Genomic DNA, 23671 nt, shown 5'->3' with positions numbered 1-23671 from the left:
TTACCATTCCTCTTTCCGGGAAAAGCTGTTGTGCCAGCTCATTGTACAACAGGGTACAGCATTTATTATCGTTTATCGGTGATTTTAAAGGTCAGATGTTTGTTATGAATTCTACCGGCGTATATCCGGATGCTGTGGGAGAATATACAGAAGAAAGCCTTTCTTCCGATAAGGTTCCGGGAGAGAGAATGATCAGAAATACATATCCGCAGGTTAATATTTTGAGGTTGTCGGGATTAATGGGAGACAACAGGCTTCTTAAAAATTATAATGTTTCCAACCTGAGCGCTCCGGTAAATCATATTCATTATGAGGATATTTCCGGAGTGATTGAAAGAATGATCGAAAAAGGTTCCGAAGGAAAACTCTACAATGTGGCTGCACCTCAGCATCCTTCAAAATCTCAGGTGATCAATGCCCAGAAAAATCTCCCGCCTGCTGAAGATATAATAAGTGAAGGAAAAATAATCTTATCTTCAAAAATGATTTCTGAACTAGATTTTGTATTTAAATACCCTGATCCTAAAGAATTCTGTTAGCAGTAATGTAAGCATGAAATTCCTAACTTTTCATATTCAATCTTTCCTCCTGAAGATCAAGTAAACGGAGATGCTTTCTGATGATTTCTTCATCCAGCAAAAGTTCTTCGCGGTTTTTATGGATAAGCCAGCTTCTTTGAGTTTCGAGAATGTCAATATAAATATTTCGGTATTCAGCGTAATTAATTATGATTTCAGAGCTGCTCAGTTGGTTTTCATATTTCTGTAATTGATCTTTCAACGCCGGGAAACTTTCTATTTTATCAGCATAATTGCTGCGAATTTTATCAACCGCCACTTGCGCGAGGCTGTTCTGGATTTCGTAATCTATTTCCTTTTCGCTTCTCATAAAATCCCGGTCTATCGGTGGGAATTTCTTTAATAAAAAAGGAAGCGTAAGCCCCTGAACAAGCAATGTTAAAAGAATCACAACAAATGTGATGAAAAGGATCAGATTTCTTTGTGGAAAAGGAGTTCCGTCATCTAAAGTCAAGGGAATTGAAAGTGCTGCCGCCAAAGAAACCACGCCTCTCATTCCGGTCCAGCCAATGATCATGGGAGTCTGCCAGCCGGGAGCCTGTGCATCCGCAACCGTGATAAAATTTCTCATAATTAAAGTCGTAATCACCGCTGCATAGCCTGCAAAAATTCTTACAACAATCAGAACTGCGGTAACTGCAATTCCATACCCGATTGCTGTATAAATATCAGTGTCACCCAAGCCGGAAACAATTTCGGGCAGATCCAACCCGATAAGCATGAAAACAATTCCATTGAGCAAAAAACAAAAACTTTCCCAAACCGTTACGGTACGTATCCTGGATGCACTGCTCAAAAAATCGTGACTGCGGTAAGAAAGAAATAACCCACCACTTACCACCGCCAAAACTCCGGAAGCGTGAAGTTGTTCTGCTGCCAGATACATCGAGAAGGGCGCAATAAAAGTCAGTAAAATATCCGTGTTTGAATCAGTAGGCAAAATTTTGTGCATTTTCATAAAAATATACGCGATTACAAGTCCGATTCCTACACCGCCAATGCACATCCACACAAAACTTCCCGCTGCTTCATGCCATACAAACTGTCCGGTTGCTGCAGCAATCATTGCAAACCGGAAAATAATTAAAGAAGAAGCGTCATTCAGCAAACTTTCGCCTTCGAGAATGGAAGCCAGTCTTTTCGGCACTTTTACAAATTTTAAAATCGCTCCGGCACTTACTGCATCGGGTGGAGAAACAATTCCGCCCAATAAAAAACCTAAGGCTAAAGAAAAACCGGGAATAAAATAATTAGCGAAAACAGCAACCGATAATGCGGTGAAAAATACGACAACGAAAGCAAAACTGAAAATAATCCTGCGCCATCGCCAAAGTTCTTTCCATGAGGTTGACCAGGCTGCTTCATACAGCAATGGGGGTAAAAAAATGATGAAAATTAATTCGGGTTCTATTTTAATGGGTGGTACTCCGGGAATAAAACTTATTAAAAGTCCCGCCAATACTAGTAAAACAGGATATGCAACCTGAATTTTTTTCGCCAGCATAATGAGCATCGTAATGAGGAGAACCAAAAAAAGATAAAATTCGAAATTTTCTAGCATATATAAATTTTAGGTATATAAATATATATCAAATTTTTAGAAACATTTAGAGCCTGTTTAAAATTTAAACAGGCTCTAAGATGATTTTTATTAAAAAAGTTTTTTAAATTAAACCTTATAGGTTTTTAAAACCTATAAGGTTTGAACTTTGAACAATTAAGATCTGAAGTATTTTTATTTAATAATTCTCTCAAGCACCCAATCAATAAGGTTCTTTTCAGAAGCGTGGTGATCTGCAGAGAACTCTCCACGTCTTCTGTTCGCAATAACGTTATTTACCGTAATCGCTTTATGACCCAATAATTTTGAAAGGGCATAGATCGCTGAGGTTTCCATTTCAAAATTGGTTACGCCAAGATCATTCAATGTTTCCAGGAATTTATCATCAACCGCTTTTAAACGCAGCTGCCTTCCCTGTGGAGCATAGAATCCCGGGAAAGTGGCTGTATTTCCGTGGTATTTGGCATCTTTATAATAAGCTCCCATTTCCTCTGCCCAGTCTGAGAAATAAAGCATAGGCCTGATCTTCTCATACGGGAATTTCTCCATGAAGCTTTTGGAAAAATCGTTCTCGAAGCTGTAATCCTGGTAGAAATGCATCAATCCGTCCAGACCTACAACATTCTGGGTTACCAGCATATTATCTACCTGTACATCCGGGTTCACACTTCCGCAGGTTCCCATACGGAAGAGTTCAAGAGATGTATGTTCCGTTTTGAACTCTTTGTTTTTAAGATCAATATTCACCAAAGCATCAAGCTCGTTCATCACGATGTCGATGTTCTCTGTTCCGATGCCGGTAGACATTACGGTAATTCTTTCTCCGCGCAGGGTTCCCGTATGGGTATAGAATTCTCTTTTGTTTTTTTTGATCTCTACTGTATCAAAATATTTTGAAACTTTTGCCACTCTGTCCGGATCTCCCACAAGGATGATCTTATCAGCAATATCTTCAGGTAAAAGATTTAAGTGGTATACACTTCCGTCTTCATTCAGTATCAGCTCTGAGGCAGCAAGTTTATTTAGCATAATTATATTTTTTTGTTAATTGATAAAAATAGCATCTTTGTAAGGAGACCCGGCAAGATCATAGATGGTATCATATTCCTCTATGATTCTCTTCTGTCCCTGGTAAACTTCATAAACCGTAACAATCGTCTTTTCAAAGTTTTTCGGATCTTTTCTCTGTGTGGTGATTTCGTAAAACTTATCTCCTTTTTTTAGAACAGAAACCATTTCTTCCTTAGTGGAATTATTGGAGCTGATCATTCCCGGAAAATCAATAACAATATCTTTAAGATCTGTGTAGTTCTTGTAAGGTTTTGTAATCCCATTTGAATATACATAAACATTGGGAACCTGTTTATTTTCTTCCAGGCGTATCAGGTAGTAATCGCTTCCTTTTTTCTCTGCGTAAACGGCCATTTCTTTCTTTTTCTGTGAAAACCCATACAGTGAAAGAAAACCCGCAGCAAAAGCAAATAATACTTTTGTTCTCATAAATATTTTGTTTTTAATTTGCTGAAAATGATGTTAAAAACCCTCTCCCAATACCTTTCGTCATCATTTTTAAACCGGCTTACAGAAATCAGCTGTCCTTAAGTATAATGAATTTGATTTCGGGGTTTAAAATTAATAAAAATATTTTATCTGAAATATAATCATTTTTTAATCTGTAATTAAACTTAAGATAACATCGGAACGGTACTTTTGCCGCTAAAAATTCATGAGATTGTATCCGCTGCTCGCTGCGATTGTACTGATAGGTTTGGCTGTCATGTCTTTTAACCCGGTTGATAAAGGAAAAGAAAGTGAAAATACCTTTGTCAATAAAGGATTGTCCGATTTCAAAAACAGGCTGGATCAGCTGAAATCAGACGTATATAAATTTTCAGAAGACCAGATCACTGTTGAAGAACTCAGAAATTCTTTAAGCAGTACCAGGAATTCATTTAAGGAAATTGAATTTTACGTTGCCTATCATTATCCGGAATTTACAAAAACCCATCTTAATGCCGCTCCGCTGTTTCATATAGAGGCGGCCGGAACTTCCGCCTACACATTGCCGCCGGAAGGGCTCCAGGTTCTGGACGAACTGATCTTTTCCGATGAAGCCGGAGATGAAAAAGAAAAGATCAAAACCATTACAGATTTCCTGTACAACTCCTATTCAAGCTTCTATTTGAGTACGGTGAAGAATGGCTTAAGCCGTGGAAACAATAAAACTTTGCCTTTAAGGATAGAGCTGATACGAATTTATACACTCGGCGTTACAGGTTTTGATACACCGGGTTCCCTGAATATTTCTGAAGAAGCAGACCACGCGCTTACCGGAATAAAAAAATACATCAACGACGATGCTTATTTTAAAAATTATAATGTTCAGAAAGCCAATCAGATTCTTGCCGAAGGAATCAGTTACCTTTCAGCGAACAAAGATTTTGAAACCTTTGACAGAATTGAATTTTATAAAAAATATATTCAGCCTCTATATGAAGAATTCGGAAATTGGGACGGAAGAGCAGATGATCTTAAAGAATTTTCCGGTTGGAATGTAAAGAGCAAAACTTTTTTCAGCAGTGATTTCCTGGATCCGTATTTCTACACTTTGCTTCAGTCCTCCGAAGATAATGCAGATCTCAGAAATCTCGGAAAATCTATTTTCTATGACCGGAATTTAAGCCAAACCGGTAAAATGAGCTGTGCGGTCTGCCATCTTCAGGAAAATGCTTTTACAGATCTTAAAGCAAAATCTCCAAGCAATGTAGAAGGAAAAACTGTTCTGAGAAATTCTCCATCTCTGTACAATGCTGTTTTTGCGAAAAGGTTTTTCTATGACCTCCGTGCATTTTACCTGGAACAGCAGGCAGAACATGTGATTTACAACAATAATGAGTTCAATACCAGTTATGAAGATATCATCAAAAAATTAAAAACAAAACCTGAATATAAGAAGGCTTTCCGCACAGCTTTTAAAGACGGTAAAATAAGCAAGGAGAATTTTTCCAAAGCTTTAAGCTCTTATGTAGCTTCCCTGTATTCTTTCGACAGTGATTTCGACCGTTTTATGCGAAATGAAAAAGACGTTTCCGATGATGTGAAAAAGGGCTACAACCTGTTTATGGGAAAGGCCAATTGCGCTACATGCCACTTTGCACCTCATTTTTCAGGCTTGGTGCCTCCATTTTTTAATGAGAATGAATCAGAGGTTTTGGGAATTACAGTAAAACCTGTCAATCAGCTTCCCATTGTGCAGGATTCCGATATGGGAAGAGGAAACAGCCCGGTAAAAAAAGAAAAATCATGGATCTATGATTACTCCTTCAAAACGGTTACCGTCAGGAATATTGCTCTTACCAAACCCTACTTCCATAACGGTGCTTTCAATACACTGGAAGAAGTAATGGATTTCTACAACGAAGGCGGAGGAGAAGGGCTTGGTTTAAAGATGAAAAACCAGACACTTTCGCCGGATAAGCTGGAACTTACCAAAACAGAAATCAGTCAGATTATTGCTTTCCTGAATTCATTGACGGATATCAGTAAGGCGAAGTAGGAGTTTGAGGGTTTGGGGGTCGGAGAGTGCGAGTGTTAGAGAGTCGGAAAGTTTTGGACCGTAGAAGAATGGTAGTCATAAAAGCAGTATACAGGGGATGTATTTTAAATATCAATACTAAATTATTATGTTAAATTTTTTAAAGCTTTATCCTCGGCTTAATAATTTCAAACTCTAAAACTCTAAAACTCTAAAACTCTAAAACTCTAAAACTCTAAAACTCAAAGTACCCTCCAACACAAATCTATGATTTAACAATTATTTAATTCCCTTAACATTGGGTTGTAAATTAATTAATATTTCAAGCTTTATATTTAAAGTCCTATTAACAGAGGTGTTGTGCTAAAAAAATAGTTTTGCAGGGTCTAATAAATCAATCAAAAATGAAGAAAAAATTACTTACAATTGCGGCGTTGGCAATGGTCGCTGGCTTTAGCACACAGGCACAGACCTTTTTATTCAGCAAAAACTCTTCCTGGAGCTACAAGGACAATAACCAGGCTCTGGCGGATTCCTGGAAAAACCAGACATTTGACATCTCAGCATGGACAACAGGAAACGGACCTCTTGGATATGGAGATCCTGTAACGACTACCATCAGTTCAGGTCTTACGGCAGCTTATTTTGCGAAAGACTTCACCGTAGATCTGACTGCTCTTTCAGACAATATGGAATTGGGAGTGATGAGAGATGACGGAATTGTGGTTTACCTTAACGGCGTTGAAGTTGCAAGAGACAATATGCCGGCAGGTACTGTTACTTTCAGCACGCCTTCAAGCACGACAATAGATGGTGCAGCGGAGAGTGTTTATAACATTTTCTCTATTCCGAAATCCAAATTTGTAAATGGAAACAACAGGATTTCCGTAGAATTACATAACAGAACGGGGGCAAGCTCAGATCTGAGAATTGACGCTTATTTAAAAACAACAGCTACCGTTACCCCTCCTACAGCATGCACAGGAACACACATCAGCTGTTTTACTTCAATTGTTCCTACCGTACAAACCAATAAACTGATTATTCCTACTGAACATAAATACCAGCTTATCTTAAAAGAAGGCGACAATTACACTGAAGGAGGTGGAATGGTAGGAGGCCAGAATGATTTTACAGCCTACGTTGCGAAATCATCAAGCAGTACCAACGGATATCTTTCTGTAAACCACGAAACAAATCCGGGAGGCGTTACAATGGCTGAGGTTAACTATAATACAGCTACAAAACTTTGGCAGCTGACAAGATCCAGAGCAGTAAGTTTTTCAGATCCCAGCTTAGTTCAGACGATCAGAAACTGTTCAGGTGGAGTTACTCCCTGGGGAACCGTTGTTACGGCCGAAGAATCTGTTACTTCCAATGATGTGAACAGTGACGGTTATAAAGATTACGGATGGCTGGTGGAAATTGATCCGGCCACAGCGCAGGTTGTTTCTCAAAACACGGACGGATCCAAAGGAAAACTATGGCAGATGGGTATTATGAACCACGAAAATGTTGTGGTTAATAATGCAGGAACCACAGCTTATTACGGAGAGGATGGAGGAACCCATATGGTCTATAAATATGTTATGGATACTCCCAATAATCTTGCTTCAGGAAATCTTTATGTATTAAAACTTGATCAGGGATTAAGTTCTTCCGGAGATCCTATAGGAACTACAGCCACATGGATCCAGGTTCCGAATAAAGTGAAAGCAGACCAGAATAACACCACAGCTCTTGCACAGTCACTGGGAGGAACAAGATTTAATGGAGTAGAAGATGTAGACATCAGTCCTTTGGATGGAAAGATCTACTTTACCGCAAAAGGGCTGGATAAAATATACCGTCTTCAGGATAACGGAACAACTGCTTCTCAGGTAGAAACCTTTGCAGGAGGTGCTTCTACATCTTATTCATTCGATACGGCACAGGGAATGAAGTCTGAAGCATGGGGAGACGGAAACGACAACCTTACTTTTGATGAGCTTGGAAACCTTTGGGTACTTCAGGATGGAGGGAAAAATTATATTTGGGTAATTGCTCCCGATCATACGCAGGCAAATCCTAAAGTGAGACTTTTCGCTTCTATGCCGGCAGGATCAGAACCTACAGGACTGACATTTACACCTGACCATAAATTCGGTTTCTTCTCGATCCAGCATCCTGATTCTACAATTTCTACAGATATAGATGCTACAGGAAATACAATTGATTACAGAGGAAAATCGGCTACTATCGTTATTGCTTTAAAACAAAACCTAGGAACAGCCGGAGCATTGGGAACTATTGAAAACCACAGTGCAGAAAATACAGTTGAAGTAGCTCCGAATCCTACTTCAGGACTTGTTAAGATCAATTCACCAAAAGGATTGAAAGATATTTTGGTAACTGCATACAGCATGGATGGAAAGATCGTTTACACAAAGAAATTCAGCGGACTGAACAGATCACTGGACCTTGATTTTACCCATCAGCTTGAAACATCTCGTATCCTGGTTCTGAATATTGAAGCAGAAGGCGGTTTCCAGAAGACTGTGAAATTATTAAAAAAATAAATTATTAATACCCAGTTTCGGCGGCGGCAAAGCCGCCGCCGAAACTTTTACTCTATGAAAAAGCTTGTTGTATTTATTTCTATTCTTTCTCTCGGTCATGCTAAGGCACAGATAGATCCTGTAAAATACCCTACATTTACCAGTATCGATGAGGCTTTAAACAGTAAAAAGACCGTTTACAGCATAAGTTTCCGGGAAAAAGGATTGTTTAACCTTCCTCCACAGATTGTGAAGCTGAATTCCCTTTTTTTCCTGAATATTATGGGAAATAAGCTTGAGAAAATGGATCAGGAGATCTTTGCTTTAACTGAACTGGAGATTTTAAACGTAAATGAAAACAGCATAAAGTACATTCCTGATGAAATAGGAAACCTGAAAAAGCTGAATACTTTCTCAATGAATCTCAACGGTCTCACCAGCATCAATCCCAATATTGCAAAACTTCAAAACTTAAAAGCTGTACACCTTGATGCCAATAACCTGAATGTTTTTCCCGAAGCACTGATGGAAATTCCTGCTTTAGAAGAAATTAACCTTCAGGGAAACCAGATCAGTGTGATTGCTGACCGTCTGAACAAGATCAAAAACTTAAAATTCCTGAATCTTTCTGAAAACCAGATTAATGACCTTGGAAATCTTGCTTTTCCTAAAAACTTGAAATATCTGGAACTCCAGCAAAATGCCATTGTAAAACTTCCGGAAAACCTTTTCAAAGCCCGGAATCTTGAATTTTTGAATGCAAGCAGCAATCATATCACAGAACTGTCAAAAAGAATAAAAGGACTGAAAAATATAGTCAGTATGAATCTGGCCAATAATGATTTAAAAGATCTTCCTGTAGAAATAGCACAGCTGAAAAAACTGAAAACCCTCATTCTTACAGGAAACCCAATAGAAAAAACGAAGATTGAACGATTAAAAAGCCTGATGCCGGAAACCCAGATCTATTTCTAGAACTATCCGCCGACTCTTTTGGTTTTATATCCCATTTCTTTAAGGATATTCATTATTTTATCACGATTATCGCCCTGAATAATGATCGTTCCGTCTTTCTCTGAACCGCCTATTCCCAGGGTGGTTTTTATTTTCTTTGAGATTTTCTTTAAATCTTCCTCGCTGCCTTCCCAGCCTTCAACAACCGTTACAGGCTTACCGTTTCTGCCTTTCTTTTCAAATTTGCACACCAAAGGTTCCTGCTGCTTAAATTCTTCTTTAGGCATTTCAAAATCCTTTTCCTCATGTTCAGGAAAAAGGTTCTTTAACTGATCTCGTAAATCCATAAAGCAAAATTAAATAATAATTTATAAAAGAATGTCAGATCAACAGATAATTTTGAAGCGAAAAATACAGAGAGAGAGATCAAAGGAGACCCGAAAAAATTAAAGTACAGAAAAAAGACGATTGGTGATTGAGCCTAGCCAAAGTCAGGGAATAGCTTATTTATAAATAATTAAAACAACAATTTAAATAAAGATCCGTGTCATCAGCGAAATCTGTGCAACATAAAAAAACAAGCACATCATTATATAAAGCATGTGAATTTTCCCCGGATATTTTCAAAATAAACCCCTCAAATTCTTTCATTCATCCGAAATTAGGTAAATTTGTGTAACAAAAAGTTATACAAAATGTCAAAAAAAGCAATATTAGCAATCCTTGACGGATGGGGGCTCGGAACGAATCCTGAGGTTTCTGCCTTAGACAAAGCAAACACTCCATTTATAGACAGCTGTTACCAAAAATTTCCACATACAACACTTGAAGCCAGCGGTCTGGCGGTAGGACTTCCTGTAGGACAGATGGGGAATTCTGAAGTAGGACACATGAACCTGGGAGCAGGAAGAGTGGTATACCAGAATCTTGTAAAGCTGAATATGGCTGTTGAAAACGGAACACTAGGACAGCAGAAGATCATTCAGGATGCCTTTGAATACGCTAAAAGAGAAAATAAAAAACTTCACTTCATAGGATTGGTTTCCAATGGAGGAGTACACTCACATATCAACCACTTGAAAGGGCTTCTTACCGCTGCACATGAATTTGGACTGCATGAAAATGTTTTTGTTCATGCCTTTACAGACGGAAGAGACTGTGATCCGCACTCAGGGCTTGGATTTATAGAAGAGCTTCAGGATCATATGGCGGCTACCGTAGGTAAGCTGGCAACCGTGATAGGAAGATATTACGCTATGGACCGTGACAAAAGATGGGAACGTGTAAAACTGGCATACGATGCAATGGTAGAAGGAGTAGGGCTGCAGACGACAGATGCTTTGGCTGCTATCAAAAATTCCTATGATAATAATGTGACCGATGAGTTCCTGAAACCGATTATCATGGTTAAAACTACAGAAATAGGAAACGTAGTTCCTGTAGCGAAAATGATAGACAATGATGTAGTGATCTGCTTCAACTTCCGTACAGACAGAGGACGTGAAATAACAGAAGTGCTTTCCCAGAAAGATCTTCCGGAATTCTTTATGCGTAAACTGAACCTTCATTATATCACCTTAACCAACTATGATAAGACTTTTCAGAATGTGCAGGTTGTGTTTGATGAAGAAGTATTGAAAGAAACCATGGGCGAAATTCTTGAAAGAAACGGTAAAACGCAGATCAGAATTGCTGAAACAGAAAAATATCCTCACGTAACATTCTTCTTCTCCGGAGGACGCGAGGAAGTGTTCAACGGCGAAAGAAGACTTCTCTGCCCGAGTCCCAAAGACGTTCCTACCTATGATCTGAAACCGGAAATGTCTGCTTACGATATTACAAATGCCATTATTCCTGAACTGGAAAACGAAACTGCTGATTTTATCTGCCTGAATTTCGCCAATACGGATATGGTAGGACATACCGGAGTTTTTGAAGCTGCTGTGAAAGCCGCAGAAACAGTAGATAAATGCATTGAAAAAGTAGCCACAACCGCTTACGAACATGGATACGCCGTATTTATCCTGGCCGACCATGGAAATTCAGATGTAATGATCAATCCCGATGGTACACCCAATACACAGCATTCCACAAACCTTGTACCATTTATAGTAATGGATAAAGATCATACATGGAATCTCAAGCCCGGAAAACTGGGTGATGTAGCGCCGACTATTTTAAAAGTAATGGGAGTGGAAATTCCGGAAGTAATGACAGGAGATATTTTAATTAGTTAAAATTTTAATAATATTGTCCGCAAAATGCCGTTATTATATAGATGGCGGCATTTTTGCATGATTTATGTCAGTCATTGTATGGGTTACATATGTTATTATGCCATAAATAATAAATAAATCATATCTTTGCAAATTAAAATCTATTTAGTAAGATGTATCAAAAGCTCGTCAGAAAAGAAGTAATGGGAATATTGGAAAAGGAGGTTGGTTCTTTTCTCGATAAATTTTTAACGCCAATTGAAAAAATCTGGCAGCCTTCCGATTATCTTCCGGATCCTTCAAGCTCTGATTTTAAATATGACCTTGAAGAAATTCAGACTTTTGCCCGTGAAATGCCTTACGATCTTTTTGTAACGCTTATCGGAGACTGTATTACAGAAGAAGCACTGCCTTCTTACGAATCATGGTTGATGGGAGTAGACGGAATTGATCAGGAGAAGAGCGAAATCGGCTGGGCAAACTGGATAAGAGCATGGACTGGTGAAGAAAACAGACATGGAGATCTTCTGAGCAAATATCTTTATTTGTGCGGAAGAGTGAACATGAGAGAATTGGAAGTTACCACTCAATATTTAATTAATGACGGTTTCGATTTAGGGACAAGCATGGATCCTTACAGAAACTTCGTTTATACAAGTTTTCAGGAAACTGCTACCAATATCTCTCACAGAAGAGTGGGGACATTGGCAAAACAGTCAGGAAACGGGAAACTGGCCAAAATGTGCGGTGTAATTGCAGCAGATGAGGCAAGACATGCAAAAGCGTACAAACATTTCGTTACCAGAATTTTAGAAATAGATCCTTCAGAAATGATCCTGGCATTTGAAGATATGATGCGTAAAAAGATCGTAATGCCTGCCCACATGATGAGACAGTCTGGTCAGAAAGCAGGTGAACTTTGGGGACATTTCTCAGATGCGGCACAGAGATGTATGGTATATACAGGTCAGGATTATATCAACATTATGAAAGATCTATTAGATGAATGGAAGATTGAGCACGTAAAAGGTCTTAACGAAAAAGCTGAAAAAGCCCAGGAATACTTAATGAAACTTCCTGCAAGACTTCAGAAAATTACAGACAGAATTTCAACTCCGGATTTACAGTTTCAGTTCAAATGGGTGAAAAGCTAATTCCGCTTACCATTAAATTATAAAAACTTAAGAGTGCCATCGTTTTCGGCACTCTTTTTATTTCTTATCTTTGCAAAGCTAAAAAAGGACAAAATGTTAAATAATAAAAAAATTGCTGTGGATTTCGACGGAACTATTGTTGATGATGCATATCCGGCAATTGGAAAAGCGAAAATTTTTGCTTTCGAAACATTAAAGAAACTTCAGGCAGAAGGATACAGATTAATTCTCTGGACATACAGACATGGTAAAACATTAGACGAAGCCGTAGAATTCTGCAAAAAGAACGGTGTTGAATTTTATGCCGTAAATTCCAGCTTTGAAGGAGAAGTCTTCGATTCTGAAAATCAGTCCAGAAAACTGGATGCAGACTGGTTCATCGATGACAGAAATCTTGGAGGGTTTCCGGGATGGGGAGAAATTTACAATATTATCCAGGAAAGAATAGAATTCCGCGTGGAAGGAAAAGAAGTTCTGGCTTATTCAAAATTAAAAAAAGAAAAGAAAAAAGGACTTTTCTGGTAAAACATATAATATAACAATTTAATAGTATAACAGTGTAACAATGATCTGTTGATGATATTGTAACACTGATACATTGGTAAATTAATACAATGATTCAATTAAAAACAATAGAGGAACTCCGTCTGATGAAGGAGAGCGCACAACTGGTTTCAAAAACACTGGGAATGCTTGCAAAAGAAATAAAACCTGGAATCAATACCTTATATCTTGATAAGCTGGCCTACGATTTCATTAAAGATCACGGAGCTGAACCTGCTTTCTTAGGATATGGAGGGTTCCCGAATTCTTTATGTATTTCTCCGAATGACCAGGTTGTTCACGGTTTTCCCAATAATGATATTATACAGGAAGGAGATGTTCTTTCTGTAGACTGTGGCGTTATTCTTAACGGTTTTGTAGGAGACCATGCCTATACGTTTGAGATCGGGGAAGTGAAGCCTGAGGTCAAAAAACTGTTGCAGGTAACCAAAGAGTCCCTTTACAAAGGGATTGAGCAATGTGTAAGAGGAAAAAGGATAGGGGATATTTCCCATGCGATCCAGGCACATTGTGAAAAAGCAGGATACGGTGTAGTGAAAGAGCTTGTAGGCCACGGCCTTGGAAGAAAAATGCACGAAGACCCGCAGGTTCCGAATTACGGAAGACAGGGAAGCGGAAAAGTAATCAAAGACGGTCTTACCATTGCTATCGAACCGATGGTGAATCTAGGAACGGAAAAAGTGAAATTCCATAATGACGGCTGGACGGTAACTACTTTGGACAACCTGCCTTCTGCCCATTTTGAGCACGATGTAGCGGTGATCAACGGAAAACCGGTACTGCTTTCAACATTCAGATATGTTTATGAGGCTCTGGGTATCGTAAGTGATGAAGAAAAGCCATTCCAATTGGATTTTTAATGAAAAAAGTAACTAAACTTTTACTCAATAAAATACCTCGCCCAATGCTTATTAAAATGAGCATCTGGGCGAGACCGCTTATTTATCAGTTTTTCAAAGGAAATGAATTCTATGATCCTATCGACGGAAGATCTTACCGGAAATTCCTTCCTTACGGCTATGGAAAGCAAAGGGAAAATGCACTTTCTCCCGGAACCTTAAGCCTGGAAAGACACCGCCAGATGTGGCTTTATCTTCAGAATGAGACTGATTTTTTCATTAAAAACGCTAAAATTCTGCATATCGCTCCTGAACAGGAATTTCTGAGGAAATTCAAGATGATGAAAAACCTGAATTATATTTCTGCAGACCTTTTTTCTCCTATTGTGGATGTAAAAGCGGATATTCTGGATTTACCCTTTGAGAATGAAAGTTTTGATATTGTTTTCTGTAATCATGTTCTGGAACATATCGAAGATGATGCTAAGGCTATCAGTGAATTGTACAGAGTGATGAAACCGGGAGGCTGGGGGATTTTTCAGGTCCCGATGAGAAACTCTATGGAAAAAACCTATGAAGATTTTTCGATCACGGATCCGAAAGAACGTCAGAAGCATTTTGGCCAGTATGACCACGTCCGTTGGTACGGAATGGATTATTTCGACCGCCTGAGAAAAGCAGGTTTTGAAACAGAACCCAATTTCTATTCCCGGAATTTTTCAGAAGAAGAAATCAAAAAATACGGATTAAGAGAAAACGAGATCTTACCCGTAGTTTTCAAAAAATAAAACAATAAACCCGTCTTCTATATGAGGACGGGTTTATTTAATATAGATAGAAATTATTTTTTGATTTTAGTGGGATACAGATTTCAGTCCTACTACTGAACCAATTAAGGTTACGATAAAAAATACCCTCCAAAAACTTACAGGATCTTTAAAAAAGAAAATTCCCATAAGCGCTGTTCCTACTGCTCCTATCCCTGTCCATACCGCATAAGCCGTCCCAATTGGAAGAGTTTGCGTAACCTTGATTAATAGTACCATACTGATCGTCATGGTCACCAGGAAACCGGCATACCAGCAATACATCTCGGACCCTGATGTTTCTTTGGCTTTTCCCAGACAGGAGGCAAAAGCAACCTCAAATAATCCCGCGATGATTAAAATAATCCAATTCATTTTTTTTATTTTCTCTTCTGCAAATTTCAGGATTTGAAAGGAAACAAAATTTTACAATTGTTAAAAAATAAATTTATTTTAATCTGAGTCAGGAAGTTTGATGCTGGAAGAGGGAAATTATTGATACCCTAAAGCACAACTATAGCACACAATTTATTCATTTTTAGGGAAACTATTAAAAATGAATAACCAGTAGTAACTTCCGGCCTCCCTCTTCCAGCTTTCAGCTTTCTTATTTTATTTCTGCACGGATCCTGCTCAAGCTTACCTGTGTAATTCCAAGATAAGACGCAATATGTCCCAGTTGAACTCTTTTTAAAAGATCAGGCTTGTTGATCATCAGGTCTTTATAGCGTTCCAGAGACGTTTTAAACTGCCTTGAAATGATGAGTTCCTCCGTTTTCACAAGCTCTTTTTCCGCAAATTTCCTTCCCCAGTTGGCAATGTGAATGTCTTCGTTAAAAAGTTTTCTCAGGCTTTCTGTTTTCAGAATGTAGAGATCGCAGTCTTCCAGAAGCTCAATGCTTTCATAACCCGGCTTGTCTTCCACATAGCTTTTCATGGAAACTACTGTTTCGCCTTCACTTCCGAACCAAAAGGTGATATCATTCTCAGCAGTAGAAGCATAAGCGCGCACAATACCTTTCCTGATAAAATAAATATACGGAATGATCTTATCCGCTTTCATAAGGCAGAAATATTTAGGATGCGATACTTCCGTGATATACTGTTTCAAAGCATTTTTAGAAGCTTCGGGCAGTACATAAATGCGGTCGAGGATCTTGTCTATATCCATAGGTGAATTCTAATATGGTCAGATTAAGCTATATAATATTCATTCAATGTATTGAAAATAATACGAGGAAGCTATTTAAGCTTCTTCTAAGAGTGATCCACTAAGCTTTATTGCAATATTTTCATTTTCAATAATAATGCTTTGCCATTGGGAGCTTTCAGGAAAATAGCACCAAACATTTTTCCCTGCTGAGCTTCCTGGATTTCTGCCTATAATTCAACAAAATGCTTTTCTGCTCCTGTCATAGATCAATTTTGTCATAAATATATTACTTTTTGAAAGGCTGCACTTACTTTTCACGGAAACAAAACCCAATTAAATTTTGTTTTCACTAACTTTGCAGCCCGGTTCAATATTGAGCCTAAAAAATAATATATGCACAAAGCAGGATTCGTAAATATAGTCGGAAAGCCTAATGCTGGAAAATCTACCTTATTAAACCAATTAATGGGGGAGAAATTGGCTATCGTAACACAAAAGGCGCAGACTACACGCCACAGAATTTTTGGAATTTATAATGAAGAAGACTTACAGATCGTATTTTCCGATACCCCTGGAGTTTTAGACGCAAAATATGGACTTCAGGAGAAAATGATGGATTTTGTAAAGGATTCTTTACAGGATGCCGATGTATTTTTATTCATCGTAGACGTCACCGATAAAACTGAACCTTCGGAATTTTTAATAGATAAACTTAATAAGATCCCGGTTCCGGTATTGCTTTTATTGAATAAAGTAGACCAGACTAATCAGGAAGGGCTTGAAAAACTGGTAGAAGAATGGCACAACAGGATCCCGAAAGCTGAGATCCTTCCCATATCTGCTCTGAATGCCTTCAATACAGATATCATTCTGCCGAAATTAAGATCCCTGCTGCCGGAAAGCCCCGCTTATTATGATAAGGAACAGTATACCGATAAGCCGGAAAGGTTCTTCGTAAACGAGGCAATCCGTGAAAAAATCCTTTTAAACTATGAGAAAGAAATTCCTTATTCTGTAGAAGTGGTTACCGAGCAGTTTAAAGAAAAAGAAGGCATTATTTTCATCGATTCTATTATCTATGTTGAAAGAGATACCCAGAAAGGAATTATCATCGGACACAAAGGAGATGCCATCAAGAAAGTGGGAACAGAAGCCAGGCTGGATCTGGAAAAATTCTTTTCCAAAAAAATTCATTTGAACCTGTTTGTAAAAGTGAAAAAAGACTGGCGTAAAAACGACAGGGATTTGAAAAATTTCGGGTACAGATAAACTAAAAACGCTTGTGATTCCGTTCTATTAAAAGATTTTTATTATCTTTAGTTTAAATTTTTAGTAAATGAACTATTTCAAGTCAAATTCCAGCTCAGTACCTAAAGATATTATTTTATTGGTAGTGAGAATATTTGTAGGTTTTGCTATGCTTTCTCATGGTTTCCCGAAGCTTCAGATGCTTTTGGAAGGCGGTAAAATTGAATTTTTCGACTTTATAGGATTAGGTCCGTTAGTGACCCTTGTTCTTACTGTAATTGCTGAATTTGTCTGTTCAATATTCCTAATACTTGGTCTTTTTACCAGGATTTCTTTAGGTTTTCTGATTTTTACAATGTTCATTGCTGCTTTTGTCGTTCACGGAGCAGATCCTTTTGAAAAAAGAGAAATGAGCCTTATCTATCTGTCTGTCTATCTTCTCCTGATGGCATTTGGCGCAGGAAAAGTATCGGTAGATCATATGATAGAAAAAAGAAAAAGAGCTTCGGACTGGTAAACAGGTTTGAAAATAAATAGAGAGCATTAGGAAACTAATGCTCTTTTTGTTTTTATTATGGCTTGCAAGGTAGAGAAGACCATACACAGGTCCATACAATTGTTCCGTTTTCATCTTCTCCGGCTACGCATGGCTTGTATCCGGAAGGGCATGACGGCGCCTGTCCTCCGATGATGGTTTTTAAATCTCTTTTTGATAATTTTTTTAAATTTTTCATGATAAATATTTTAATTGTTTGATACTGCTAATATAAAAGTATTTAGTTATATCACAAGTCTGTGTGTTAAAAAAACTAACAGCTTTACTTTTATACTAAAAATCACTACATTCGTAGGAAACGAATTTATATGAAGATAAAACTGACCATTTGCCTTCTGGCATTTCTCAATTTCTATGATGCACAGGAGAATATCACTTATCAAAAACCATCTGCGGAGATCCTAAAACTTGCCGATTATGAAAGACCTCCAAGTGTTCTGATGAACAGCAAAAAAGACTGGGTGGTTTTCACGTACCGTCCTACATATAAAACACTGGAAGATCTGAATCAGCAGGAAATGAAACTTGCAGGGTTAAGAATCAATCCGGTTACTAATATTTCAAGCAGCATTACTTATTCCAATAATCTGAAGATCAGAAAACTCAATGATAAAAATGAGGTTCAGGTGAAAAATCTGCCTGACAATGCTAAAATCACTTATATATCATTTTCGCCGGACGAAAAGAAATTGGCATTTACCAATACCACGGCAAAAGGAGTGGAGCTTTGGGTTGTAGACATGGAAACGGCTTCAGCGAAAAAAATCACAGCTGATAATCTGAATGCGAATTTAGGATCACCGTACATATGGTACAACGATTCACAAAGTCTTCTGATCAGAACACTTCCGCAGAACAGACCTGCTCTTATCGACTCTGGTAAAGATCTTCCGACAGGACCTATTGTTTCAACAGCAGATGGTAAAGTTTCTCAGAACAGGACGTATCAGGATCTTTTAAAGAATCCTCAGGATGAAAAGAACTTTGAGGTTCTTACCGCTTCTGAAATTTACAATGCAGATCTTACCGGAAACCTTAAAAAAGTAAAAGATCAGAATATGTATTCCGGTTTAAGCTTTTCTCCGGATGGGAATTATTTAATGGCGACTGTGATCAAAAAACCGTTCTCATACATTGTTCCATTAAACAGATTTCCGCTGACAGCTACCGTGTATGACATGAAAGGGAATGAAGTAAAAGTAGTAAACGAAGTTCCTTTGAATGAAATAATGCCGAAAGGATTTTCATCCGTAAGAACAGGAAAACGAAACATGGTTTGGAGAAGTGATGCCCCGGCAACATTATTGTTTGCTGAAGCACTGGACGGAGGTGACCAGTCTAAACCTGCAGAATACAGGGATGAGATTTTTACTTGGGAAGCACCCTTTACTGCTGCTCCAAAATCATTCTTTAAGACAAAACAAAGATATGATGGGGTAAGCTGGACGAATGACCATTACGCCGTAGTTTCTGAAGGCTGGTATGATACGAGGAATACCAAATCTTATTTGGTTGATCTTAATAATGGTGAATCAAAAATCATTGATGACAGAAATTATCAGGATGTATACAGTGATCCGGGAAATTTTAACATGGCGAAAAACCAGTACGGAAGATCTGTAATTGATATGAAGGGAGGAAAAGCCTACCTGATCGGAGACGGATTTACAAAGGACGGACAGCATCCTTTTATCGATGAAATGGATGTAAAGTCACTTAAAAAGAAAAGACTTTACACTTCCAACGTTAAGAATGGTAAGGAGGAGATTATTGATATCCTTAATCCTTCCAAGGGTGAGATTTTGACGACCCAGCAGTCGCCAAGCATGTACCCAAACTATTTTAAAAAGAATATTAAATCCAATAAAGCAGAAGCAGTAACCCAATTTGCGAATCCTTTTGAAAGTATTAAAGACGTTTATAAAGAGGTAATTACCTATAAAAGAAATGACGGAGTTACTTTAACAGGAACTCTTTATCTGCCTGCCAATTACGACAGAAAAGCCAAGAAAGAAAAGCTTCCTTTACTCATCTGGGCTTATCCTACGGAATATAAAGATAAAAATACAGCAGGTCAGAATACCCAGAATCCAAATGACTTTACATTTCCATACTACGGATCTTTCGTATACTGGACTACAAAAGGATATGCCATACTGGATGATGCTGCTTTCCCGATCATCGGAGAAGGAAAAACAGAACCTAATGACACCTTCATTCCACAGCTGGTAGCCAATGCTGAAGCCGCGATCAATGCCGTGGATCAGTTAGGATATATTGATAAGAAAAAAGTAGCTGTCGGAGGACATTCTTATGGTGCTTTTATGACAGCCAACCTTTTAACCCATTCTAAACTTTTTGCCTGTGGTATTGCCAGAAGTGGGGCTTATAACAGGACGTTAACTCCATTCGGATTCCAGAGCGAACAGAGAAATTACTGGGATGTTCCGGAGATCTATAACACGATGTCTCCATTTATGAATGCAGACAAAATGAAAACACCGATGCTTTTGGTTCATGGTGATGCCGATAATAATCCGGGAACTTTCACTCTACAGACCGAAAGATATTTCCAGGCTCTGAAAAATTTAGGAGCACCTGTAAAAATGGTTCTGCTTCCGAAAGAAGCCCACGGGTATGTGGCTAAAGAAAATATCTTACACCTTTTATGGGAACAGGACCAGTTCCTTGAGAAGTGTCTGAAGAAATAAAATAATTAGAAAGAAAGCCCGTTCATTATTAGAACGGGCTTTTAATTTTTTGTATAATAACCATGATAAAAATAACCTGTATTTTATTTTTGATTCCTGTTTTAAGCTTTGGGCAATTATCTCCTGAAATCAATACACTGTATAACGGATTATCAAAAAGCGAGCGTGTTGAATCTGCTGCCATTGGGTACGCAGGGTCCGAAAGCGAAGTCTATCAATTGTTTACAGAGATCGATAAAAAAGCCTCCGATAAAGAAGTGGAATATATTGCCTTTAATGGAAATCCTGTAGGTAAAGTGTATGGATCGAAAATGGCCTTCAGAAGAAAGCTTAACATCATGGATAAACTGTTTACTTATTATCTGAACAATAATGAAGCTGTTATTACTATGCAAGGGTGTATGGTATCACATTCACATTTGGCTGATGAACTTTATCAAAACATCTTTTGGGAAAAGGAAAATATAAGAAAAAACGCAATGACCATGAAGTATAAAGACAGTATTAAAGGTCTTAATAATCCTGATCAGGAGCTTTTAAATTGTATTGCACTATTTGACACCGAGAATTCAAAATGGACGGAAAAAGAAATAGATTCCCTTTTAATTCAATTTGATAATCTTATTCTTGATGATCCGTCTTCTTCACAAAGCTTGGTTGAATTTATTGCCGAATCTTATTATTACACAGAAAAGAAGCATCTTGAATATTATAATAAACTGGCTTACTTCGAGAAAAAATATAATTCTGAAATGATCAGAAAGTATATGGAGTTTTGCAGTAAATGAGTCAATCCATTTTCAGCAAAATTTTCAGATTGCAAATGGTGTTTATGCTGTTGTTCATGATTCCACGTTACAGGATGAGAAATCTGAGCTGAAAAAATACATGGCATAAACTTTTCAAACCATAATCATACAGAGAAAGATTCCTCATTTTAGTTTAAATAATTTTGAGGAGTAAAATTTCAAAACAATAAATTACAATTACTGATGAATTTATACTGGTGAAAAATTTCTGCTTCTTATTTTTGCAGGGAAATAAAACCGGAATCTATAAAATGGAAGAGCTACAATTCAGGAATGCTGACCTGAAAGATTTAGAGAAAATAGTTGAGATATACAATTCTACCATTCCTTCAAGAATGGTGACCGCCGATACAGAGAATGTTTCTGTAGAAAGCAGAAAAAAATGGTTTGAAGAACATAATCCTGAAACCAGACCCCTTTGGATCATCGAAAATAATAACCATGAAACAATAGGATGGGTAAGTTTTTCTTCATTCTATGGAAGGCCCGCTTACAACGGAACCGTTGAAATGAGTATTTACCTGGATGAGTCCTGCAGAGGAAAAGGCTTTGGAAAAAAAGTAATGAAATATTGTATTGATAAGGCTCCGGCCTTAGGAATAAAAACACTTCTTGGATTTATCTTTTCCCATAATGAAGCCAGTTTAAAACTCTTCAGACATTTCGGGTTTGAGGGCTGGGGAATGCTGCCTGATGTGGCTATTTTGGATGGGATAGAAAGAAGTCTGACGATTTTAGGAAAAAGAATAGGATAAAAGCCTGTTTAAATTTTATTCAATAAAAATGATGATGCAGAAATACTTACTAAAGAGACATATTCATCTCGCAGCAGGTTTATTTCAGTTATAAAAATCTGCATAATCTGCCAAATCAGCGAGATTTTAAAAATTTAAACAGCTTCTAATTATAGCACGAAAAAAAATATTACAATTCACCTGGTTTTTGCTATTGTAAGAATTGATATATAAAAAAAGTTTCGCGAAGTCGGAGACTTCGCGAAACTTTTTTATGCAATTTTTATTATTTATTTAAAGAATTCTGCTTAATTCTCTTGGCAGACATATTTAAAAACCGCTTAACAAGGAAAACCGCAGAAACCGTGAGGCCCAGCCCTAAAGCGATCCACATTCCGAAAGCTCCCATTTTTAAAGTGACACACAGAAAATATCCTAAAGGAATCGTAATCACCCAGTAAGCGATAAAAGTATATATTGATGGGATCTTTACATCCTGAAGTCCTCTCAGCATCCCTAAAGCCGTTACCTGGACACCGTCCGAAAGCTGGAATAAAGCAGCAATAATCATTAATTTTGAAGCAAGCATAATCACTTCAACTTCCTCTTTTTTAGTAAAGAAAGTCGGCAGTATATTTCTTCCCATAATGAAGACCAGTCCACAGATGCACATGAAAATAAACGCTATTTTCAGGTTGTTGATCCCAACTTTTCTTAATTCAACAAAGTTCTGCTCACCCAGCTTTCTTCCGATCATAACCGTTGAAGCCACACTGAATCCCACACAAAGGTTGAAGGTAAATGAAGCCATGCTCAATGCGATCTGATGCGAAGCAATATCATGCGCTGATATCAGCCCGCAAATAAATGCTGCACCTGCGAAGGCTGTCACTTCAAAGAACATCTGTAAAGCGGTAGGCAGGCCCAGTTTCACCATCCTGTCAAACATATTCCTGGAAAAAACCTGGATTTTTAAAGAGAAATCTTTAATATAACGTCTTGTTTTTTTCTCTTTCACCAGTACAAAATAAAGGAAGACCACCATGAATACTCTGGAGATCAGTGTTGCTAAAGCTGAGCCCTTCACACCCATTTCAGGGAAGATCCAGAGTCCTTTGATGAAAACATAGTTCAGGGCAATATTGATGATATTGGCAATGATCGTAGCCTTCGTAACGCCTATGGTGTAGGATAACCCTTCAGAAACTTCACGAAGCGTCTGAAAAGCCATAAACGGGATCATACTGATGGCCATAATACCCAGAAAATCCACAGTATCAGGAATAATCTTCTCCGGCTGTCCTGAATGATAGAGCAGCGGCATCCCTAAAAGCAGAAGCGCCATTAAAATAATCCCTACAGACATATTGATAACAAATCCATGACTGAATACAGAATTAATGGTTCCGTGATCCTGTTTGGAATGTGCTTCAGAAACCAACGGGGGTATGGCAAATGAAAACCCCAGCGCCAGTACAAACACAGAGAAAAACACGGCATTTCCCAATGAAACAGAAGCCAGTGCATCTGCACCTAAAAGTCTTCCGACAATAATATTGTCAAACAGATTCACCGAAACCTGCCCCACCTGGGTAAGCATTACAGGAAGTGCCAGGATCAGGCATTCTTTCGTATAGTTTTTATTTAAAAAGTTCATCTTATTTTATGATTCATACAGTTTAAAATAGTCCAAAAAAAAATTTGCAGTAAGGCTAC

Annotated in this window: 22 protein-coding genes; 14 read left to right on the top strand and 8 right to left on the bottom strand. The window is 37.9% G+C overall.

Translation table 11 applies throughout. The features are described 5' to 3' along the window. Nucleotides 1–539 (top strand): Rossmann-fold NAD(P)-binding domain-containing protein (locus IX38_RS23070; protein ID WP_034707670.1); only part of this gene is annotated, 539 nt, incomplete at its 5' end. Nucleotides 540–561: 22 nt separating this feature from the next. On the opposite strand, the gene IX38_RS19675 is transcribed toward IX38_RS23070, so the two are convergent. From IX38_RS19675 to IX38_RS19665, 3 genes are all read right to left on the bottom strand, one after another. Beyond that, nucleotides 562–2139 carry a Na+/H+ antiporter gene (locus IX38_RS19675; protein WP_034707669.1) on the bottom strand — a complete coding sequence of 526 codons (1578 nt, stop codon included), beginning with the start codon at nucleotides 2137–2139 and terminating at the stop codon, nucleotides 562–564. Between the two features lie 174 nt (nucleotides 2140–2313). After that, nucleotides 2314–3168 (bottom strand): nucleoside phosphorylase, encoded by an 855-nt coding sequence (locus IX38_RS19670; RefSeq protein WP_034707668.1) that lies wholly within the window; start codon nucleotides 3166–3168, stop codon nucleotides 2314–2316. A gap of 15 nt (nucleotides 3169–3183) precedes the next feature. After that, nucleotides 3184–3639, bottom strand: coding sequence for a hypothetical protein (locus tag IX38_RS19665; RefSeq protein ID WP_034707667.1), 456 nt, complete (start codon nucleotides 3637–3639; stop codon nucleotides 3184–3186). Between the two features lie 226 nt (nucleotides 3640–3865). Between IX38_RS19665 and IX38_RS19660 the strand changes: the two genes are divergently transcribed. The 3 genes from IX38_RS19660 (at nucleotide 3866) to IX38_RS19650 (ending at nucleotide 9186) form a co-directional block, all read left to right on the top strand. Next, on the top strand, nucleotides 3866–5695 hold the full coding sequence (locus IX38_RS19660) for a cytochrome-c peroxidase (protein WP_034707666.1): 1830 nt from the start codon (nucleotides 3866–3868) through the stop codon (nucleotides 5693–5695). 383 nt (nucleotides 5696–6078) lie between these two features. Further along, nucleotides 6079–8232: an alkaline phosphatase PhoX gene (locus IX38_RS19655; protein WP_034707665.1), complete on the top strand. Its 2154-nt coding sequence runs from the start codon at nucleotides 6079–6081 to the stop codon at nucleotides 8230–8232. 54 nt (nucleotides 8233–8286) lie between these two features. Next, nucleotides 8287–9186, top strand: a complete 900-nt coding sequence (locus IX38_RS19650) for a leucine-rich repeat domain-containing protein (protein WP_034707664.1) — start codon at nucleotides 8287–8289, stop codon at nucleotides 9184–9186. Between the two features lie 2 nt (nucleotides 9187–9188). Here IX38_RS19650 and IX38_RS19645 read toward each other — a convergent pair whose 3' ends face one another. After that, nucleotides 9189–9512 carry a translation initiation factor gene (locus tag IX38_RS19645; RefSeq protein ID WP_034707663.1) on the bottom strand — a complete coding sequence of 108 codons (324 nt, stop codon included), beginning with the start codon at nucleotides 9510–9512 and terminating at the stop codon, nucleotides 9189–9191. 348 nt (nucleotides 9513–9860) lie between these two features. On the opposite strand from IX38_RS19645, the gene gpmI reads away from it, so the two are divergent. The 5 genes from gpmI (at nucleotide 9861) to IX38_RS19620 (ending at nucleotide 14726) form a co-directional block, all read left to right on the top strand. Then, nucleotides 9861–11402, top strand: a complete 1542-nt coding sequence (gene gpmI, locus IX38_RS19640; protein ID WP_034707662.1) for a 2,3-bisphosphoglycerate-independent phosphoglycerate mutase — start codon at nucleotides 9861–9863, stop codon at nucleotides 11400–11402. A gap of 152 nt (nucleotides 11403–11554) precedes the next feature. Beyond that, a complete protein-coding gene (locus tag IX38_RS19635; protein WP_034707661.1) occupies nucleotides 11555–12535 on the top strand; it encodes an acyl-ACP desaturase in 981 nt (326 codons plus the stop codon). A gap of 93 nt (nucleotides 12536–12628) precedes the next feature. Then, nucleotides 12629–13060 carry a BT0820 family HAD-type phosphatase gene (locus IX38_RS19630; protein ID WP_034707660.1) on the top strand — a complete coding sequence of 144 codons (432 nt, stop codon included), beginning with the start codon at nucleotides 12629–12631 and terminating at the stop codon, nucleotides 13058–13060. Nucleotides 13061–13149: 89 nt separating this feature from the next. Then, nucleotides 13150–13959 (top strand): type I methionyl aminopeptidase, encoded by an 810-nt coding sequence (map, locus tag IX38_RS19625; RefSeq protein WP_034707659.1) that lies wholly within the window; start codon nucleotides 13150–13152, stop codon nucleotides 13957–13959. After that, on the top strand, nucleotides 13959–14726 hold the full coding sequence (locus IX38_RS19620; protein WP_034707658.1) for a class I SAM-dependent methyltransferase: 768 nt from the start codon (nucleotides 13959–13961) through the stop codon (nucleotides 14724–14726). Before map ends, IX38_RS19620 begins: the two co-directional genes overlap by 1 nt. A gap of 66 nt (nucleotides 14727–14792) precedes the next feature. On the opposite strand, the gene IX38_RS19615 is transcribed toward IX38_RS19620, so the two are convergent. Continuing rightward, nucleotides 14793–15119 carry a DMT family transporter gene (locus IX38_RS19615; RefSeq protein WP_034707657.1) on the bottom strand — a complete coding sequence of 109 codons (327 nt, stop codon included), beginning with the start codon at nucleotides 15117–15119 and terminating at the stop codon, nucleotides 14793–14795. A 232-nt stretch (nucleotides 15120–15351) separates the two neighbouring features. Then, nucleotides 15352–15915 carry a Crp/Fnr family transcriptional regulator gene (locus IX38_RS19610; RefSeq protein ID WP_034707656.1) on the bottom strand — a complete coding sequence of 188 codons (564 nt, stop codon included), beginning with the start codon at nucleotides 15913–15915 and terminating at the stop codon, nucleotides 15352–15354. 375 nt (nucleotides 15916–16290) lie between these two features. On the opposite strand from IX38_RS19610, the gene era reads away from it, so the two are divergent. Together era and IX38_RS19600 are read left to right on the top strand one after the other, a co-directional pair. Then, on the top strand, nucleotides 16291–17166 hold the full coding sequence (gene era / locus IX38_RS19605; protein WP_034707655.1) for a GTPase Era: 876 nt from the start codon (nucleotides 16291–16293) through the stop codon (nucleotides 17164–17166). Nucleotides 17167–17233: 67 nt separating this feature from the next. After that, nucleotides 17234–17662, top strand: a complete 429-nt coding sequence (locus IX38_RS19600) for a DoxX family protein (protein WP_034707654.1) — start codon at nucleotides 17234–17236, stop codon at nucleotides 17660–17662. A gap of 55 nt (nucleotides 17663–17717) precedes the next feature. Here IX38_RS19600 and IX38_RS23065 read toward each other — a convergent pair whose 3' ends face one another. Continuing rightward, nucleotides 17718–17879 (bottom strand): bacteriocin-like protein, encoded by a 162-nt coding sequence (locus tag IX38_RS23065; RefSeq protein ID WP_165570753.1) that lies wholly within the window; start codon nucleotides 17877–17879, stop codon nucleotides 17718–17720. A gap of 130 nt (nucleotides 17880–18009) precedes the next feature. Here IX38_RS23065 and IX38_RS19595 point away from each other — a divergent pair, with 130 nt between their 5' ends. The 3 genes from IX38_RS19595 to IX38_RS19585 all read left to right on the top strand — a co-directional run bounded on the left by IX38_RS19595 (nucleotide 18010) and on the right by IX38_RS19585 (nucleotide 21976). Beyond that, complete coding sequence (locus tag IX38_RS19595; RefSeq protein WP_034707653.1) at nucleotides 18010–20412, top strand: S9 family peptidase; 2403 nt, start codon at nucleotides 18010–18012, stop codon at nucleotides 20410–20412. Between the two features lie 62 nt (nucleotides 20413–20474). Next, on the top strand, nucleotides 20475–21200 hold the full coding sequence (locus IX38_RS19590; protein WP_034707652.1) for a hypothetical protein: 726 nt from the start codon (nucleotides 20475–20477) through the stop codon (nucleotides 21198–21200). Between the two features lie 272 nt (nucleotides 21201–21472). Further along, nucleotides 21473–21976, top strand: coding sequence for a GNAT family N-acetyltransferase (locus tag IX38_RS19585; RefSeq protein WP_034707674.1), 504 nt, complete (start codon nucleotides 21473–21475; stop codon nucleotides 21974–21976). 265 nt (nucleotides 21977–22241) lie between these two features. On the opposite strand, the gene IX38_RS19580 is transcribed toward IX38_RS19585, so the two are convergent. Continuing rightward, nucleotides 22242–23612 carry an MATE family efflux transporter gene (locus tag IX38_RS19580; protein WP_034707651.1) on the bottom strand — a complete coding sequence of 457 codons (1371 nt, stop codon included), beginning with the start codon at nucleotides 23610–23612 and terminating at the stop codon, nucleotides 22242–22244. Between the last annotated feature and the right edge of the window lie 59 nt (nucleotides 23613–23671).

Origin of the sequence: Chryseobacterium luteum (genome assembly GCF_000737785.1) — a bacterium.
Classification (GTDB): Bacteria; Bacteroidota; Bacteroidia; order Flavobacteriales; family Weeksellaceae; genus Chryseobacterium; species Chryseobacterium luteum.
The sequence above is the reverse complement of the archived record's forward strand: the minus strand, read 5'-3'. Positions and strand labels throughout refer to the sequence as shown.

Coding starts and splice junctions, on each gene's coding strand:
- IX38_RS19675 (WP_034707669.1), bottom strand. CDS start 2,139: ATGCTAGAAAATTTCGAATTTTATCTTTTTTTGGTTCTCCTCATTACG.
- IX38_RS19670 (WP_034707668.1), bottom strand. CDS start 3,168: ATGCTAAATAAACTTGCTGCCTCAGAGCTGATACTGAATGAAGACGGA.
- IX38_RS19665 (WP_034707667.1), bottom strand. CDS start 3,639: ATGAGAACAAAAGTATTATTTGCTTTTGCTGCGGGTTTTCTTTCACTG.
- IX38_RS19660 (WP_034707666.1), top strand. CDS start 3,866: ATGAGATTGTATCCGCTGCTCGCTGCGATTGTACTGATAGGTTTGGCT.
- IX38_RS19655 (WP_034707665.1), top strand. CDS start 6,079: ATGAAGAAAAAATTACTTACAATTGCGGCGTTGGCAATGGTCGCTGGC.
- IX38_RS19650 (WP_034707664.1), top strand. CDS start 8,287: ATGAAAAAGCTTGTTGTATTTATTTCTATTCTTTCTCTCGGTCATGCT.
- IX38_RS19645 (WP_034707663.1), bottom strand. CDS start 9,512: ATGGATTTACGAGATCAGTTAAAGAACCTTTTTCCTGAACATGAGGAA.
- gpmI (WP_034707662.1), top strand. CDS start 9,861: ATGTCAAAAAAAGCAATATTAGCAATCCTTGACGGATGGGGGCTCGGA.
- IX38_RS19635 (WP_034707661.1), top strand. CDS start 11,555: ATGTATCAAAAGCTCGTCAGAAAAGAAGTAATGGGAATATTGGAAAAG.
- IX38_RS19630 (WP_034707660.1), top strand. CDS start 12,629: ATGTTAAATAATAAAAAAATTGCTGTGGATTTCGACGGAACTATTGTT.
- map (WP_034707659.1), top strand. CDS start 13,150: ATGATTCAATTAAAAACAATAGAGGAACTCCGTCTGATGAAGGAGAGC.
- IX38_RS19620 (WP_034707658.1), top strand. CDS start 13,959: ATGAAAAAAGTAACTAAACTTTTACTCAATAAAATACCTCGCCCAATG.
- IX38_RS19615 (WP_034707657.1), bottom strand. CDS start 15,119: ATGAATTGGATTATTTTAATCATCGCGGGATTATTTGAGGTTGCTTTT.
- IX38_RS19610 (WP_034707656.1), bottom strand. CDS start 15,915: ATGGATATAGACAAGATCCTCGACCGCATTTATGTACTGCCCGAAGCT.
- era (WP_034707655.1), top strand. CDS start 16,291: ATGCACAAAGCAGGATTCGTAAATATAGTCGGAAAGCCTAATGCTGGA.
- IX38_RS19600 (WP_034707654.1), top strand. CDS start 17,234: ATGAACTATTTCAAGTCAAATTCCAGCTCAGTACCTAAAGATATTATT.
- IX38_RS23065 (WP_165570753.1), bottom strand. CDS start 17,879: ATGAAAAATTTAAAAAAATTATCAAAAAGAGATTTAAAAACCATCATC.
- IX38_RS19595 (WP_034707653.1), top strand. CDS start 18,010: ATGAAGATAAAACTGACCATTTGCCTTCTGGCATTTCTCAATTTCTAT.
- IX38_RS19590 (WP_034707652.1), top strand. CDS start 20,475: ATGATAAAAATAACCTGTATTTTATTTTTGATTCCTGTTTTAAGCTTT.
- IX38_RS19585 (WP_034707674.1), top strand. CDS start 21,473: ATGGAAGAGCTACAATTCAGGAATGCTGACCTGAAAGATTTAGAGAAA.
- IX38_RS19580 (WP_034707651.1), bottom strand. CDS start 23,612: ATGAACTTTTTAAATAAAAACTATACGAAAGAATGCCTGATCCTGGCA.